This window comes from Bradyrhizobium sp. SBR1B (assembly GCF_014198205.1).
Classification (GTDB): Bacteria; Pseudomonadota; Alphaproteobacteria; order Rhizobiales; family Xanthobacteraceae; genus Bradyrhizobium.
Genome location: NZ_JACIHC010000001.1, coordinates 678,479 through 692,614 on the forward strand (window position 1 = coordinate 678,479; position 14,136 = coordinate 692,614).

At 66.0% G+C, this 14,136-nt stretch carries 14 protein-coding genes; 5 read left to right on the top strand and 9 right to left on the bottom strand.

All coding sequences use genetic code 11. The features are described from left to right. Positions 1–196: 196 nt before the first annotated feature. From GGD61_RS03410 to GGD61_RS03420, 3 genes are read right to left on the bottom strand one after another with little or no spacing between them, the layout of a single operon-like run. Positions 197–1,069 carry an MlaD family protein gene (locus tag GGD61_RS03410; protein WP_018317354.1) on the bottom strand — a complete coding sequence of 291 codons (873 nt, stop codon included), beginning with the start codon at positions 1,067–1,069 and terminating at the stop codon, positions 197–199. Between the two features lie 42 nt (positions 1,070–1,111). Further along, complete coding sequence (locus GGD61_RS03415) at positions 1,112–1,882, bottom strand: ABC transporter ATP-binding protein (RefSeq protein ID WP_183230174.1); 771 nt, start codon at positions 1,880–1,882, stop codon at positions 1,112–1,114. A 2-nt stretch (positions 1,883–1,884) separates the two neighbouring features. After that, positions 1,885–3,018, bottom strand: a complete 1,134-nt coding sequence (locus tag GGD61_RS03420; protein ID WP_183230176.1) for an ABC transporter permease — start codon at positions 3,016–3,018, stop codon at positions 1,885–1,887. Between the two features lie 134 nt (positions 3,019–3,152). Between GGD61_RS03420 and dgcA the strand changes: the two genes are divergently transcribed. After that, positions 3,153–4,148, top strand: coding sequence for an N-acetyl-D-Glu racemase DgcA (dgcA, locus tag GGD61_RS03425; protein ID WP_183230177.1), 996 nt, complete (start codon positions 3,153–3,155; stop codon positions 4,146–4,148). On the opposite strand, the gene GGD61_RS03430 is transcribed toward dgcA, so the two are convergent. Further along, the gene (locus GGD61_RS03430; protein ID WP_183230178.1) at positions 4,118–5,314 is read right to left on the bottom strand and encodes a major facilitator superfamily domain-containing protein 6; all 1,197 of its coding nucleotides are present in this window, start codon (positions 5,312–5,314) and stop codon (positions 4,118–4,120) included. The two genes, dgcA and GGD61_RS03430, sit on opposite strands and share 31 nt — an antisense overlap. Positions 5,315–5,389: 75 nt before the next feature. On the opposite strand from GGD61_RS03430, the gene GGD61_RS03435 reads away from it, so the two are divergent. Together GGD61_RS03435 and GGD61_RS03440 are read left to right on the top strand one after the other, a co-directional pair. Beyond that, a complete protein-coding gene (locus tag GGD61_RS03435; RefSeq protein ID WP_183230339.1) occupies positions 5,390–6,805 on the top strand; it encodes a hypothetical protein in 1,416 nt (471 codons plus the stop codon). Positions 6,806–7,099: 294 nt separating this feature from the next. Next, positions 7,100–7,453 (top strand): ADP-ribosylation/crystallin J1, encoded by a 354-nt coding sequence (locus GGD61_RS03440; RefSeq protein WP_183230180.1) that lies wholly within the window; start codon positions 7,100–7,102, stop codon positions 7,451–7,453. A gap of 15 nt (positions 7,454–7,468) precedes the next feature. Here GGD61_RS03440 and GGD61_RS03445 read toward each other — a convergent pair whose 3' ends face one another. Then, positions 7,469–7,864 carry a hypothetical protein gene (locus GGD61_RS03445; RefSeq protein ID WP_246785853.1) on the bottom strand — a complete coding sequence of 132 codons (396 nt, stop codon included), beginning with the start codon at positions 7,862–7,864 and terminating at the stop codon, positions 7,469–7,471. Positions 7,865–7,982: 118 nt separating this feature from the next. On the opposite strand from GGD61_RS03445, the gene GGD61_RS03450 reads away from it, so the two are divergent. Continuing rightward, a complete protein-coding gene (locus tag GGD61_RS03450; RefSeq protein WP_183230182.1) occupies positions 7,983–8,366 on the top strand; it encodes a glyoxalase in 384 nt (127 codons plus the stop codon). On the opposite strand, the gene GGD61_RS03455 is transcribed toward GGD61_RS03450, so the two are convergent. Beyond that, positions 8,363–8,806, bottom strand: a complete 444-nt coding sequence (locus GGD61_RS03455) for an RbsD/FucU family protein (protein WP_183230184.1) — start codon at positions 8,804–8,806, stop codon at positions 8,363–8,365. The genes GGD61_RS03450 and GGD61_RS03455 overlap by 4 nt on opposite strands. 165 nt (positions 8,807–8,971) lie before the next feature. On the opposite strand from GGD61_RS03455, the gene GGD61_RS03460 reads away from it, so the two are divergent. Beyond that, a complete protein-coding gene (locus tag GGD61_RS03460) occupies positions 8,972–10,777 on the top strand; it encodes a caspase family protein (RefSeq protein WP_183230186.1) in 1,806 nt (601 codons plus the stop codon). Between the two features lie 285 nt (positions 10,778–11,062). Here GGD61_RS03460 and GGD61_RS03465 read toward each other — a convergent pair whose 3' ends face one another. The 3 genes from GGD61_RS03465 to GGD61_RS03475 form a co-directional block, all read right to left on the bottom strand. Next, positions 11,063–12,046, bottom strand: coding sequence for a threonine/serine dehydratase (locus GGD61_RS03465; protein ID WP_018317364.1), 984 nt, complete (start codon positions 12,044–12,046; stop codon positions 11,063–11,065). 64 nt (positions 12,047–12,110) lie between these two features. After that, complete coding sequence (locus tag GGD61_RS03470) at positions 12,111–13,154, bottom strand: glycosyltransferase family 1 protein (protein ID WP_018317365.1); 1,044 nt, start codon at positions 13,152–13,154, stop codon at positions 12,111–12,113. A 13-nt stretch (positions 13,155–13,167) separates the two neighbouring features. Further along, entirely contained in the window at positions 13,168–13,980 is an 813-nt protein-coding gene (locus GGD61_RS03475) for a UDP-2,3-diacylglucosamine diphosphatase (protein WP_018317366.1), read from the bottom strand. Positions 13,981–14,136: the final 156 nt, after the last annotated feature.

Below are 14,136 nucleotides of genomic sequence, written 5' to 3' on the forward strand. Positions count from 1 at the left end.
AGCGCGATATAGCGGACAATACCGGCCTACCCCTCCCCCTACCTTGGCTCGGCTGGACCCCCATACTTTCGTATCGCGCGGGGTGAAGAAGGCCGCGATGGTCTCCGCAAGCCGTCATTGCGAGGAACGAAGCGCACGCTGCAGCGCGTCCGGGACACGAGACCTACGATGACGAAGTGCGCGAACTTGCGCTCGCCTAGCGCCTGCCGCTCGCGGTGGGGGCCGGCCTCGGCGGCTCGGGCGGCGGGGCGGGCTGCGATGAGTTGCTGGCGCCGAACAGCACGCGGGTGGGGTTGCGGTCGAAATTGTTCACGGCGCGGCTGATGTCACCGAGGGTACGACGGCCGTCGCTCATCAACGCGCCGGAGCGCTTGTCGAAATCGTCGGCGAGCTCGCGGATCGACTTCACCGCCTGGAACAGCTCGCCGCCGTCCTTGCCGCCGGCGAGCGTGTTGAGTCCGAGCATGAGGTTGTCGGCCTTGAGCATGACGCCGTCGACCTTGGCCATCACGCCGTCGATCTTCTCGGAATTGCGCGCCAGCGAGTTGGTGAAGGTCTCCAGGTTCTTCAGCGAGTTCTTCACCGATTCCTGATTGTCGGCGACGATCTTGTTGATGTTCTGCAGCGTGCCGCGGATCGCCTCGGTGACGTCCTGGAGCTTGTTGGGGTCGGCCGTCAGCGTCGGGATGCCGTCCTGGTCGAGCGGCGGCGGGGCCGCGGCCTCGTCCCCGCCCTTGAGCGAGATGGCCGCAACGCCCGTGAGGCCCTGGAATTCGAGGCCGACCAGCGTGTCCTTGCGGATCGGGGCGTTGTTCTCGATCATGGCGAGTGCGACAACCCGCCGCGGGTTGTCGAGCTTCACCGAGACCACCTCGCCCACCCTGATACCGTTGAAATTGACACTGCCGCCGTTGCGCAAGCCCGCCGCCGGGCCCTCGAACACGACGCGCAGCGGACTGCGCTGCTTGGTGGTGTGCAGCGACTGGAACCAGAGCACGAAGCCGATCGCCGCGGCGATCACCGCCAGCGTGAACGACCCGATCAAGACGTAGTTTGCCCGCGTTTCCATCAGGTGCTCCGGCTACTCATCACAGCTATTCAACCCAGCCACTCAACCCATGACCGCGCGGGCGCGCTTGCCATGGAAATATTGCCTCAGCCAGGGATGCTGCGAGGCCTGCATGTCGGCGATCGACCCTGCCGCTATGATCTTACCGTTCCCTAAAACGGCGATGCGGTCACACGCTGTGTAAAGGCTGTCGAGGTCGTGGGTTACCATGAAAACGGTCAGCCCCAAAGTGCGCTGGAGCGTCCTGACCAGCTCGTCGAAATCGCCGGCGCCGATCGGATCGAGGCCCGAGGTCGGCTCGTCGAGGAAGACGAGATCCGGATCGAGCGACAGCGCGCGCGCCAGCGCCACGCGCTTGATCATGCCGCCGGAGAGCTCGGACGGGAAGCGCTCGGCAACCTCGGGCTTGAGGCCGACCATGGTCAGCTTGGCCATGGTGATCTCGTCCATCAGCCGCTGCGAGACCCGTAAGTATTCGCGCATCGGAAACTGGATGTTCTGCCGCACGGTCAGCGAGGAGAACAGCGCGCCCTGCTGAAACAAGACGCCCCAGCGCCGCTCCACGTGGCGGCGCTGCGAGGTGCTCGAGGAATCCAGATCGACGCCGAACACCTCGATGGAGCCCGCAACCTTCGGCACGAGACCGATGATGGTGCGCGTCAGCACCGACTTGCCGGCACCGGAAGGACCGACGAAACCCAATATCTCGCCGCGCTTGACGTCGAGGTTGAGGCCGTCGAGCACGCGTGTTGAGCCGAACTGCACGGTGATGTCGCGGACGCGGATGATCGGATTTTGGATCTCGCCAGCCATCGTCACATCCCGATCGAGGCGAAGAAGATGGCGAACACGCCGTCCATGACGATAACGAAGAAGATGCCCTTCACCACCGAGGCCGTGGTGTGCTGGCCCAGCGATTCCGCGCTGCCCTGCACGGCAAGGCCCTCGACGCAGGCGACGATGCCGATCACGGCGGCCATGACCGGCGCCTTGACGATGCCGACGATGAAATGGTCGATCGAGATGGCGTCGCGCAAGCGCAGCAGGAAGGCTTCGGGCTCGACCCCACCATAGAGCCAGGCAACGAGACCGCCGCCATAGAGCGCGGCCATCGCGCCGAGGAAAGCCAGGATCGGCAGCGCCAGCACCAGCGCCATCATGCGCGGCAGCACCAGCACCTCGATCGGGTCGAACCCCATGGTGCGCAGCGCGTCGATCTCCTCGCGCATCTTCATCGAGCCGAGCTCGGCGGTGTAGGCGCTGCCCGAGCGGCCCGCGACCATGATCGCGACCAGGAGCACGCCGATCTCGCGCAGCACCAGCACGCCCAGCATGTCGACCACGAAGATGTCGGCGCCGAACCTTCGGAAATGGAAGATGCCTTGTTGGGCGATGATGCATCCGATCAGGAAGGTGATCAGCACGATGATCGGCACCGCGCGCCAGCAGACCTGCTCCATGTGATGCACGGTCGAGGTCAGGCGGAACGAGCGCGGATGGATCAGGACGCGAAACCATGCCGTGAGCACGGCGCCGAGCATGTCGACGAGGCCTGCGACCGTGCCGCCGATGCCGGCCACGGTCCGGCCGATCTGCTCCAGCATGCCCGTGATGGTCACCGTGCCGCCGTCGACCACGGCCGTCGCCCTGACCCGCCGCACCTCGTCCACGAGGCTGGAATAATTGGCGGAGAGACCCGCGATCTGCGCCTCGACGGTCCCTTTCGTCAGGCTGCGGCGCAGCCGCTCGATCAGCCAGGCGCCGAACGTGTCGAGCTTGGCGACCTCGGAGACGTCGATGAAGATGCTTTGCGGGCCGCCGGCGAGCTTCTCGGCGTCGGCCACCATGCGCTCCAGGACCGGCGCGAAGCTCGCGGTCCATGTCCCGGTGGCGCAGAGTGCCAGCGCGTTGCCCTTGGCAATCCGCTCCAGCTTCGGATCGCTGCTCAAGATGTCCGCTCCCGTGCCGGGGCGGAGAAAATCAGATAGTTGCGCACGCGCCCTTACCCAGAGAAGGTATCCCCAAGTGGTTAATGTTAGTTGCTAGAGGTAACTAGCAGGTTCAGATTTCGCCAGAGTTCAAAATGACTTCCATGAAATTTGCTTCCCTGGCGGCGCGAATCGAGCGCTTCCCGATCGCGGGCAGCTTTACCATCAGCCGGGGGGCCAAGACCGAGGCCGTAACGGTCGTGGCGGAGGTCGGCCGGGACGGGCTGACCGGCCGCGGCGAGTGCGTGCCCTATCCCCGCTATGGCGAGACGCCCGAGGCGACGCTGGCGGCGATCCAGGCCATGCAGCAGGCCTTGACGGACGGGCTGACGCGGCAAGCCCTCCAGGCCGCCATGGCGCCCGGTGCGGCCCGCAATGCCCTGGACTGCGCCTTGATTGATCTCGAGGCCAAGGCGGCGGGCCAGCGGGCCTGGAACCTGCTCGACCGCCCGGTGCCGGGCGAGCGCACTACGGCGTACACGATCTCGTTAGGGACCCCCGAAGCCATGGCGGCCGCCACCGCCAAGGCGGCGCACCGGCCGCTGCTCAAGATCAAGCTCGGCGGCGACGGCGATCCGGAGCGGATCGCGGCGGTACGCAAGGCCGCTCCCGAATCCGAGCTGATCGTCGATGCCAACGAGGCCTGGACCGAGGCCAATCTGGCGCACAATCTCGCCGCCTGCGATGCCGCCGGCGTCACCCTGGTTGAGCAGCCACTGCCCGCGGGCAAAGACGAGGCGCTGGCGCGGATCAAGCGCCCGCTCGCGGTTTGCGCCGACGAGAGCGTGCATGACCGCTCCTCGCTTGCCCCCTTGCGCGACCGCTACGACGCCGTGAACATCAAGCTCGACAAGACCGGCGGCCTCACCGAGGCCCTTGCGATGGCGGACGCCGCGCAGGCGCTCGGCTTCGAAATCATGATCGGCTGCATGGTCGCAACCTCGCTGTCGATGGCCCCCGCGATGCTGGTGACGCCGCAGGCGCGCTTCGTCGATCTCGATGGCCCCTTGCTGCTGGCGCGCGACCGCGATCACGGCCTGCGTTACGACGACAGCCTGGTCTATCCGCCGGATGCCTCGCTCTGGGGCTGAGGCTTGAGCCGGTGCCGCGCCGACCAGATCAGAAGCGCGCCGGCCGCCGCCATCGCGGCCATCACATAATACAGACCATCGCCGATACGGGCGTAGATCGCGCCTGACGCGATCGAGGTCGCAGCGCCCAGAAGCCCGTTGCACGCGGCGTAATAGCCCTGCCCTCGCGCGATCTGATGCGAGGGCACGCGCTGCACCAGCAGATTCATCGTGCCGACGATGGTCATGCCGAAGCTGAGACCGTGGCCGAGCTGGACGATCGCGAGCAGCGCGGGCGGCGGCTCGCTCGCGGTGACGATCCAGCGCAGCACGGCGCTGAGCCCTCCGATCGCGATCATGGTGGACGGATGCAGCGAGAAGCGCGGCGACAGCGCGAATACCACGATCTCCGCGATCACGCCCAGCGTCCACAGACCCGCGATCGTCAGCCCGCTGATCCCATGGAGCTGCCAGTTGATGGCCGAGAAGGTGTAGTAGGCGACGTGGCTGCCCTGAATCAGCGCCGCCGAGACGATGACGGCCCAGAAGCCGGCATCGCGCAGCAGCGCCTTGCCGGCATGTCTCTCAGTCGTCTTGCGCCTGACATCGTCGAGCGGCTGAAGCAGCAGGCCGGCTGCGACCGCAACGACGGCCCATGCGACGATGACCCAGATCAGATCGCGCGCGGCGATGTGGTCGACGAGATAGCCGCAGGCGAGCGAGCCGGCGGCGAAGGCCGCCGAGCCCCACAGCCGCAAGGGTCCGTAGTCGAGCCCGTAACGGGCGACGCCGCGTAGCGCATAAGCATCGGTCAGCGGCATCGTCGGCGTCCACATCATGCAGGTCAGCGCGTAGATCAGGAACAGCGCCAGCGGCTGCTGCTGCAAGCCGACCGCGGTGAAGCCAATCGCGGTCGCCAGCACCGACACCATCATGCCGGCGCGAATGGCATGTCGCTTCTCGGCGAAGGCGGTCACTTGCGGCAGCGTGGTGAAGCGCGTGATCGCCGGCAGCGCGTTGATGAGCCCGATCCAGGCCGCGTCGACGCCGATCGCCTTCAGCCATACCGGGAAGAACGGCAGATGCGTGCCCGAGACCGCGAAGATGGCCGAATAGAACAGGGCGAGGCTGACGGCGAATCGCCGTTTCGCGGATGCTGGCGTGGGGATTTGTGATTCGGGTGCCATCAAACCAATTGCGATTCGGACGATATCGTGGTGATCGTTACTGTAACGCGCGGTGATTTGCGCGACGAGATCGCAATGGCCAACGAAGCATTCGCCCTTTCGCCCATGTCTGCCCGCGCGGCCGAGCCGAACGAGCAGGATTACGACGCGATCCGCGAAGCCTTCATGGAGACGGCGCGCGGCCGCTGGTTCCTCGGCGAATACGCCAAGCGCAACCGCAATGCCGACACGCGCATGGTGCTCGACGCGGTCGCGAAAATCGAAGAAACCCTTGCGGCGCAGCGACAACCCGTCGTCGAAGACCGCCTGCCCGAAGCGCTGGTCGAGATTCGCCGCGCGATCCGCGAGGCCGAGACGATCGCCATCGCCGCCGTCGACCCCGCCGCGATCGAGACGAGCCTCGCCGCGATCCCGCGCGGCGTGCGCATTATCAAGGAGATCTCCTGGCGCTGGCGCGAGATCGGCGCCGACGGACGAATCTGCGACCTCATTGATTCGCAGCTCGCCTCGATCGAGGCCGCCTGCGGACAGATTTCGACCATCGACCCCCGCGTCGAGCTCAAAGCCGCATTCGATCTCTTGAGGGATCGGGTCGACCAGACCGACGGCGGCGCATCGCCGCAGGCGGCGCCGTCCACGTCGGCTCCGATGCAGCAGGCGCCATCATCCGCGGCCGACGCTCCGCCCGCCGCGGCCGCGCCCGCGGCGATGGCGAGCGAAGCATCCGTGGCTTTTACGGAGTCACAGCGGGACGTCGCCGCGGCTGCCGAGCCCGAAGCGACCGTCGCCGTCGAAGCGTTCGCCGAGGCGGAACAGGCAATGGACGCGGCCGTCGCGCCGGAGATTGCGGCCGAGAGCCAGATCGCCGTCGAGAGCACAGCGCTCGACCAAGTCGCGCCAGAAGACGTCGCGCCCGAAGCCGTCCCGTTGGAAGAGCCGGCCACGGACACCGCCGCCTTCGCGGAAGCCGCTGACGCGTTCGCGCTCGACGCGGCCGCGCAAGCCGAGGACGACGCCGTGCTCGAGGCCATCGCGCTGGAGATGGCCGCGCCCGATCCTGAGTTCGACGAGTTCATCGCGCCGGTCGAGATGGAAGCGGCCGTTCCGGAGCCGATGGTGGCGGAGGCTGCAGCGCCCATTGCTGCGGAGCTTCCGGAACCGATCGCGCCTCAGCCTGTCGTCGCTCCCATGGTGGAAGAGCCCGCCGCCGACGCGCCGATCGCAATGGACTCGCTCGCGCGCCTCACCGAAGCCATCGCGGAGGCCGCGGCCGAAGTGATGGAGCAGCAGGCCCCGGCGATGGCAGCCACCGCATCGCTCGCCGCAGCACCGGCCGCAACGCTTCCGATGCCCACGCCGCTCCCCGAGCCCTCGCTCGGCGCCACCATCCTCGCCAGCGGCATCCTGCAAAAACCCCGCGCGCCCGCCAACGACCCGCTCGCGCCGATCCGCCGCATGACACAGGCCGAGAAGATCGCGTTCTTCTCGTAAAGGGGAGCGCTCTCTCCGCGTCATTGCGAGCAACGAAGCGACAGCGAGACTGCCAACTCCGTCATCCTGAGGCGCGAGACGCACGATGCTCAGCATCGTGCGGGGAGCCTCGAAGGATGCACGGCCCCGATGCAGCCGGGCGTCGCCCTTCGAGGCTCGCCGAAGAGGCGAGCGCCTCAGGGTGACGGTGATGGACGGGTGCTCGCGGCTCAATCTCGTGGCCGGGCTGCCAAGTGCTGTTGCCCCGTCTGGCCGTAGGTGTATGTACGAGCTTGAACCTAGTCCTCTCAACAGATGTCCGTGGCCGAAGACACCCTCACCCTCTGGCGCCCCGTCGGCCCGAAAGAACTGGAACTGATCCAGCAATCCGGCATGCGCGCGTTTCCGCCGCGCCTGCCGGACCAGCCGATCTTCTATCCGGTGCTGACGGAAGACTACGCCATCAAGATCGCGCGCGACTGGAATGTCCCGGCGAGCGGCTCCGGCTTCGTGACGCGCTTTGCGGTCAAGCGCGACTTCATCGCGAAGTATGACGTGCAGGAAGCTGGCGGACGGTCGCATCTGGAATACTGGATTCCGGCCGAAAACCTCGATGCCTTCAATGCAGCGATCGTCGGACCGATCGAGGTCGTCCGCAGCTTTCCCTAGCCGTCGCGCGCCCTATCATCCGCAATTCCACACCGCCCCGATCGGCGTGCGCGTCCAGCACGGGCCAAAACTGCCGCCGTTGTAGCGGCCGCCGTTGAAACCGGGGCGGCCGAAATAGTGCCACTCGCCGTCCCAGCGATAATATTGCGGAACCGGATCGATGTACCAGTGGCGGCGGTCGTTGCGCGCGAGCCGACGCATCGCGTCCTTCTGCTTGTAGAGCGGAATGCTATTGCTCATCGGCTGACGATAGCCCGGCAGGAAGCCGTAGCCCTTCCAGACGGGCTTGGGACGCTTTTGAAGGGGCTCAGCGGACGCCACAGTCGGCAGCAGCGAGAGGATGATGGCAACAGACAGACACATAAAGCGGGACATGGAGAAACCATAGACAGTCAGTTCCCGCCGCGCCATTCAAATTCGAGTGCGGGACGTTTCGCCGCTTCTGCCGAGCGGCCACTCTCGATAAGCTCAGCTCGCAACGCGTAGCGTGAACGCGGCGCGGACCGCTTGCATGTGCCGGAGTGACCGAATGCCTGAGAGCCCGCGCGTCGGCGCCTTTGCGATCGTTCCCAGCGACGATCTTCCCGCCGCAATTCCATTCTGGGAACGGCTCGGCTTTGCGCGCATCGGCGGCGATGCCGGCTATGTCATCATGAGCGGCTGGGGATGCGAGGTGCATCTCACGCAAGCCGGCGATGGCCCGTGGCGCGTGCCGGAGCACAATCCCTTTGGCATTTTCATTCGCACGCCCGAGGTCGAGGCCATTGCCGCGCGCGTGGACGATCTCATCATCCGGCCCGGCGGCGTGCTGCGCCACCGCGAATGGGGCATGTATGAAGTCGGCATCAGCGGCCCCGATGGCCTTCTCGTCCGGATTGGCTGGCCCTCGGCGCTGATGCGCCAATCCGGCTAGCTGATCACGCCCTTCCTGATCAGGAAGCAGCCGTACCCCCTGCTGTCGCCGACCTGCACGACACCAAACCCCGCCGCGGCCGCGCGATAAAAATCCGCCCGCGAGAGCTTGCCGGGAATAACGGCGCGTCCGACCGCGCGCTCGATCTCAGCCAGCACGGCGCCCTGCACGTCGGGCACGCGGTCGGGATCGTCGACCGGCGCCATCAGCCGCACCGGGTCGGGATCGAAATCGTCGAGCGGGTAGAGCGTCATGATGGCGCGAACGGCCGTCTCCATCGTCATGCCCGGCAGCTGGATCAGGCGCTGCGACGATGTCGAGCGGGCGATGTGCGTGGCCGGGTGGTTGGCGTCGACGACGACGAGGTCGTCGCCGTGGCCCATGGAGGCCAGCAGCCAGAGCAGGTCGGGCGTGAGGATCGGATCGATCGATTTCAGCATGTGACGGCAGTTCCCATTATCGATCGCTAACCATAGCAGGTTCCGAGCGTGATTCAGATCACGCAAGGCCACCATGGTGAGGGGGATCACGGACCTCAAGCTCGAACGCGGCGAGGCTCCCCGGCAACCAATCTCGCATCGAGATCAGTGCCAAAGGAGCACGCCATGTTCCGCCTAAAGCCCTTCCTGATGACAGCAAGCCTTGTGGGGAGCCTGTTCGGCTTCGCCTGCGGCCCTGTTTCCGCGCAAGTTGCCCCGGTCGAGCCGGCCCCCACCGCGCTGCAGGGCCCGGAGCAGCGGGTGGCGCTGGTGATCGGCAATTCGAACTATAAGAACGCGCCGCAGCTCGCCAATCCCGACAATGACGCCGAGTCGATGGCGAAGTTCCTGAACTCGGCCGGCTTCGAGGTGGTTGCCGCGACCGACCTGACCCAGAACGACATGCTCCGCGTGGTGCAGGACTTCTCCGCCAAGGTGTCCGCGCGCGGTCCGAACACGGTGGCGATGGTCTATTACGCCGGTCACGGCGTGCAGCTCGCCGGCGAGAACTATCTCGTTCCCGTCGACGCCAAGGTGTCGAGCCAGACCGAGCTCGTCAATAATTCGGTGCGGCTGGTCGACGTGATGTCGACGCTGGAGACGATCCCGAGCCGCATGCGTATCGTCATCCTCGATGCCTGCCGCAACAACCCGTTCCCTGATGTCAATGACGCCGGCCGCGGCCTTGCCATCGTCGATGCGCCGAACGGCTCGATCGTCGGTTACTCGACCGCACCGGGCGCTGAAGCGCTCGACGGCACCGGCGGTCACAGCCCCTACACGCAGGCGTTCCTGAACGTCGCACGTGAACCCAACGTGCCGATCGAGCAGCTGTTCAAGCGCGTTCGCCTGCAGGTGAACCAGTCCACCAGCGGTGCGCAGATCCCGTGGGAGAGCTCTTCGCTGACCTCGGACTTCACCTTCTTCGGTGACACCGCGGTTGCCGCCAACCGCGCGCCGGTCAGGGCACCGGTGGTGCAGATGGCCTCCAACCTGCCGAGCCGCTCGACGCGTCAGGCCTATGACTATGTCGTGTCGGAGGGCCGGCCGGAATATTATCAGGAGTTCATCCGGATGTACCCGCACGACCCGCTGTGCGACCACGTCCGCTGGCTGCTCAACAACATCCTGCTCTCGCAGGCCTGGCACAAGGCGGTGCTCGTGAATTCGCCGGTTGCCTACAAGACCTTCTATGACAGCTACGGCACCAGCCCCTATGCGCAAATGGCCCTGAAGCTGCAGATGCAGCCGAAGCAGATCCCCTTGATGCAGGCGACCAAGTTCCTGGCCCCGCAGAACATTGCTCCGACCTTCAAGATCGGCAATCTCAGCCAGCCGAAGTACATGCCGCTGCAGCAGGGTAATGGCGGCCAGATCAACGGTAATCTGCCGGTCGTGCAGAAGCCGGTCGACGGCATTGTCATCGGCAAGCTCGGCAATGGTGGCCAGATCGGCAACCTGCCCTCGGGCAACAACCAGCCGAACGGCACGCCGTCACAGACCCCGGGCAAGATCGTCACCCTGCCTGCGCCGACCAACACGACCACCAGCAATGGCGGCATCGGCAAGATCGTCACCCTGCCGGCGACCAACAACAAGCCGGACGCTGGTAACGCCAATGGCAAGCCGGGCAAGATCGTGAGCATGCCGGTGAATGTCGGCAAGGGCGGCACGAAGATCGAGACGAAGCCGGTCAACGTTCAGACGCAGAACAACCCGATCCGCGTCAACAACGGCAACACCGGCATCGTGAAGCCCAACAACAATCCGGTGAACAAGGTGCAGGTGCAGAACAACGTCCAGAACAACCGCCCGCAGCTCAACACGATGCCGAGCCGCGTGGTCAACAGCAACAACAACTTCCGGCAGTCGATGAACCAGGCGCCGAGCATGAATGGCGGCGGCAACCGTCGCGGCGGCTTCATGCACTGATTGGGAGAAGAAGAAGGTGCGCTCCCTCCCCCGCTTGCGGGGGAGGGTTGGGGAGAGGGTGTCTCCACAACGGGACAGTCCCCAAGAGGAAAGAGCCCCCGCCCGGCGCTTCGCGCCGACCTCCCCCGCAAGCGGGAGAGGTTGCACCGAGCAAGCGGTTAGTTCGATCCACAAGATCGACAAACACAAAAAAGCGGCAGAGCGGCAACGCTCTGCCCCTTCTTCATAAACCCTTAGATGTGGTCATTCCGGGATGCGCCGAGAGGCGCAGGCCCGGAACGACGGCTAGGCCACCAGCTCGGCGAACAGGTCGGCGTCGACATTGCCGCCGGAGAGCACGATCACGACGTTCTTGCCGGCGACATCGAGCCGGCCCGCCAGCAGCGCGGCCAGCCCCACCGCGCCTCCCGGCTCCACCACGAGTTTCAGCTCGCGATAGGCGAAGGCGACGGCGGCGCCGACTTCCTTGTCCGACGCGGTGACGCCGCGCGCGAGCAGCTTGCTGTTGATCGCGAAGGTCATCTCGCCGGGGATCAGGGCCATCAGCGCATCGCAGATGGTGCGGCCCGCGGGTGGATGCGGCTCGCGATGTCCTGCGCTCAGCGAGATGCCGTGATCGTCGAACGCCTCGGGCTCGGCCACCACGATCTCGGCGCGCGGATAGCGTGCCTTCACGGCGGTCGCTACGCCCGCGATTAGGCCGCCGCCGGAGGCCGGTGCCACCACGATGTCGGGGCTAAGGCCGAGGCCAGCCAAGTCTTCCGCGATCTCGCGGCCGGCGGTGCCCTGCCCCGCGATCACGAAGGGATCGTCATAGGGCCTCACCAGCGTCGCACCGCGCTTTTCGGCGATGCCGCGCGAGATCGCCTCGCGGTCGTCCTTGTCGCGATCATAGAGCACGACCTCGGCGCCATAGGATTTGGTGCGCTCGCGCTTGGACAACGGCGCATCCGCGGGCATCACGATGGTCGCCTGCATGTCGAGGATTTTTGCCGCGGCCGCCACGCCCTGGGCGTGGTTGCCGGAGGAGAACGCCACGACGCCGCCGGCGCGCTTGTCCTGCGGGATCGAGAACACTTTGTTGAAGGCGCCGCGGAACTTGAACGAGCCGGTGCGCTGGAGCATCTCCGGTTTCAAGAACACCTTCGCGCCGACGCGCTCGTTGAGCACGGGAAAGGACAACAGCGGAGTGCGGATGGCGTAGGGCGCGATCACGCGCGCTGCGGCGTCGATATCGGCGGGGCCGATCGGGAGGAGCTGTTCGGTCATGGCCGAATGTTATCGCGGCCGATGAGGCCCGGGCAAGACACCTCCGCGCGAGGATTTGTCCTCGTCAGGCCACGAAGCGCGGCTGTTCCGCGCCGTTCCGGCCAGGCAGCACCGCGCCTACCGCCTCAATGCTGGCCACAAAGGCCCTCGCCGAGGCTTCCCAGGTGTAATTGGCCGCGAACGCGACGCAGTCCTGCCGGGAGATATCCAATGCCGCGAAGCAGGCGCTGCGCAAGTCGTGATCGAGCGCGCCGACCGGGGCATCACCGATGACGTCGCGGGGGCCCTTCACCGGGAAAGCGGCCACCGGCAGGCCGCTTGCGAGCGCTTCGAGCAGCACCAGGCCGAACGTGTCGGTCTTGCTCGGAAACACGAAGACGTCGGCGGCCGCATAGATATCCGCCAGTTCCTCGCCGTGCTTCTCGCCGAGGAAGATCGCATCGGGATAGGCCTCTTCGAGCGAGGCGCGCGCGGGGCCGTCGCCGACGATGACCTTGGTGCCGGGCAGATCGAGGTCGAGGAAGCCCTCGAGATTCTTCTCGACGGCGACGCGGCCGACCGACAGGAACACCGGCGCCGGCAGGCAGAGATCGATGGCGCGGGGGTGGAACAGCTGGGTGTCGACGCCGCGCGGCCACAGCACGACATTGTCGAAGCCGCGCTCGGTCAGCTCGCGGGCGAGCGCAGGCGTTGCCGCCATCACGGCGCGGCTGGCGCTGTGGAAGCGGCGCAGCGCCCGCCAGATCAGCGAGCCCGGCACCGGCACGCGGGCGCGGACATATTCGGGAAAGCGGGTGTGGAAGCTGGTCGTGAACGGCAGCCTGCGCTGGCGGCAGTAGCGGCGGACCATCAGGCCGATCGGCCCTTCGGTCGCGATGTGGATGCTGTCGGGGCGCGCCTCCGCGATCAGCTTAGCAATGCGCGCCGGACGCGGCATCGCCAGACGCACGTCGCGATAGCTCGGCATCGCAAAGGTGCGGAACGATTGCGGCGTCAGGAATGTGAATTCGACGCCGAGGCTTTTGCCGGCGTCGGCGAGCTTGGTCAGCGTCCGAACCACACCGTTGACTTGCGGGTGCCAGGCGTCGGTCGCGACCAGGATGCGCATCAGGCGGCCTCTGTTATGCAGCTCTGGCTGCGACCTGCGGGACTTGTGCCGGCTTCTGCAAATGATCCGCCCAGGTGATGATCTCGAAATGGCCGTCGTCGTGCTCGACCAGGGCCGTGCAGCTCTCGACCCAGTCGCCGCAATTCATGTAGCGGATGCCGCCCTCGTCGCGGATCACGGCGTAGTGGATGTGGCCGCAGATCACGCCATCGGCGTCGTGGCGCCGCGCCTCGGCGGCGAGCGCCTGCTCGAACGCGCCGATATAGTTGACGGCGTTCTTGACCTTCTGCTTGGCCCATTGCGACAGCGACCAATAGGGCACGCCAAACAGGCGGCGGAAGAAGTTGACGAAGCGATTCATCTGGATCGCGAAGTCGTAGGCCTTGTCGCCGAGATGGGCGAGCCAGCGCGCGTTCTGCACCACGAGATCGAAGATGTCGCCGTGGATGACGAGATAACGCTTGCCGTCCACGCCGGTGTGGACGGTGTTCTCGACGACGTCGATGCCGCCGAAATGCGTGCCGTAATAGTTGCGCAGGAACTCGTCGTGATTGCCGGGGATGTAGACGACCTTGGCGCCCTTGCGCGCCTTGCGCAGCAGCTTCTGCACGAGGTCATTGTGGGATTGCGGCCAGTTCCAGCTCGATTTCAGCGCCCAGCCGTCGACGATGTCGCCGACCAGATAGATCGTGTCGGCATCATGGTAGCGCAGGAAGTCGAGCAGAAGATCGGCTTGAGAACCGCGGGCTCCGAGATGAACGTCGGAGATGAACAACGTGCGAAAGCGCCGCTCCGGGCTCTCGTCACTCACATCGTAACTTCCCATGCGCCAGCCTGTAACAATGTCCCGTGACAGGGGGATGACCGATTGAACTTTTGAGGCACCTTCAGATACGAATCACGCCTTGCCTCGCCCTCTCCGCGAATATCAGTCGCATGCGACAATCAGGCGACATGGCGCCGCAGGGGGCGCCGCAGCAAT

What these genes read in the sequence shown, in the direction of transcription:
- GGD61_RS03430 (WP_183230178.1), bottom strand. Translation starts at nt 5,314, where the DNA reads ATGGCACCCGAATCACAAATCCCCACGCCAGCATCCGCGAAACGGCGA.
- GGD61_RS03460 (WP_183230186.1), top strand. Translation starts at nt 8,972, where the DNA reads ATGTTCCGCCTAAAGCCCTTCCTGATGACAGCAAGCCTTGTGGGGAGC.
- GGD61_RS03410 (WP_018317354.1), bottom strand. Translation starts at nt 1,069, where the DNA reads ATGGAAACGCGGGCAAACTACGTCTTGATCGGGTCGTTCACGCTGGCG.
- GGD61_RS03450 (WP_183230182.1), top strand. Translation starts at nt 7,983, where the DNA reads ATGCCTGAGAGCCCGCGCGTCGGCGCCTTTGCGATCGTTCCCAGCGAC.
- GGD61_RS03455 (WP_183230184.1), bottom strand. Translation starts at nt 8,806, where the DNA reads ATGCTGAAATCGATCGATCCGATCCTCACGCCCGACCTGCTCTGGCTG.
- dgcA (WP_183230177.1), top strand. Translation starts at nt 3,153, where the DNA reads ATGACTTCCATGAAATTTGCTTCCCTGGCGGCGCGAATCGAGCGCTTC.
- GGD61_RS03470 (WP_018317365.1), bottom strand. Translation starts at nt 13,154, where the DNA reads ATGCGCATCCTGGTCGCGACCGACGCCTGGCACCCGCAAGTCAACGGT.
- GGD61_RS03435 (WP_183230339.1), top strand. Translation starts at nt 5,390, where the DNA reads ATGGCCAACGAAGCATTCGCCCTTTCGCCCATGTCTGCCCGCGCGGCC.
- GGD61_RS03445 (WP_246785853.1), bottom strand. Translation starts at nt 7,864, where the DNA reads ATGGCGCGGCGGGAACTGACTGTCTATGGTTTCTCCATGTCCCGCTTT.
- GGD61_RS03415 (WP_183230174.1), bottom strand. Translation starts at nt 1,882, where the DNA reads ATGGCTGGCGAGATCCAAAATCCGATCATCCGCGTCCGCGACATCACC.
- GGD61_RS03465 (WP_018317364.1), bottom strand. Translation starts at nt 12,046, where the DNA reads ATGACCGAACAGCTCCTCCCGATCGGCCCCGCCGATATCGACGCCGCA.
- GGD61_RS03475 (WP_018317366.1), bottom strand. Translation starts at nt 13,980, where the DNA reads ATGGGAAGTTACGATGTGAGTGACGAGAGCCCGGAGCGGCGCTTTCGC.
- GGD61_RS03440 (WP_183230180.1), top strand. Translation starts at nt 7,100, where the DNA reads ATGTCCGTGGCCGAAGACACCCTCACCCTCTGGCGCCCCGTCGGCCCG.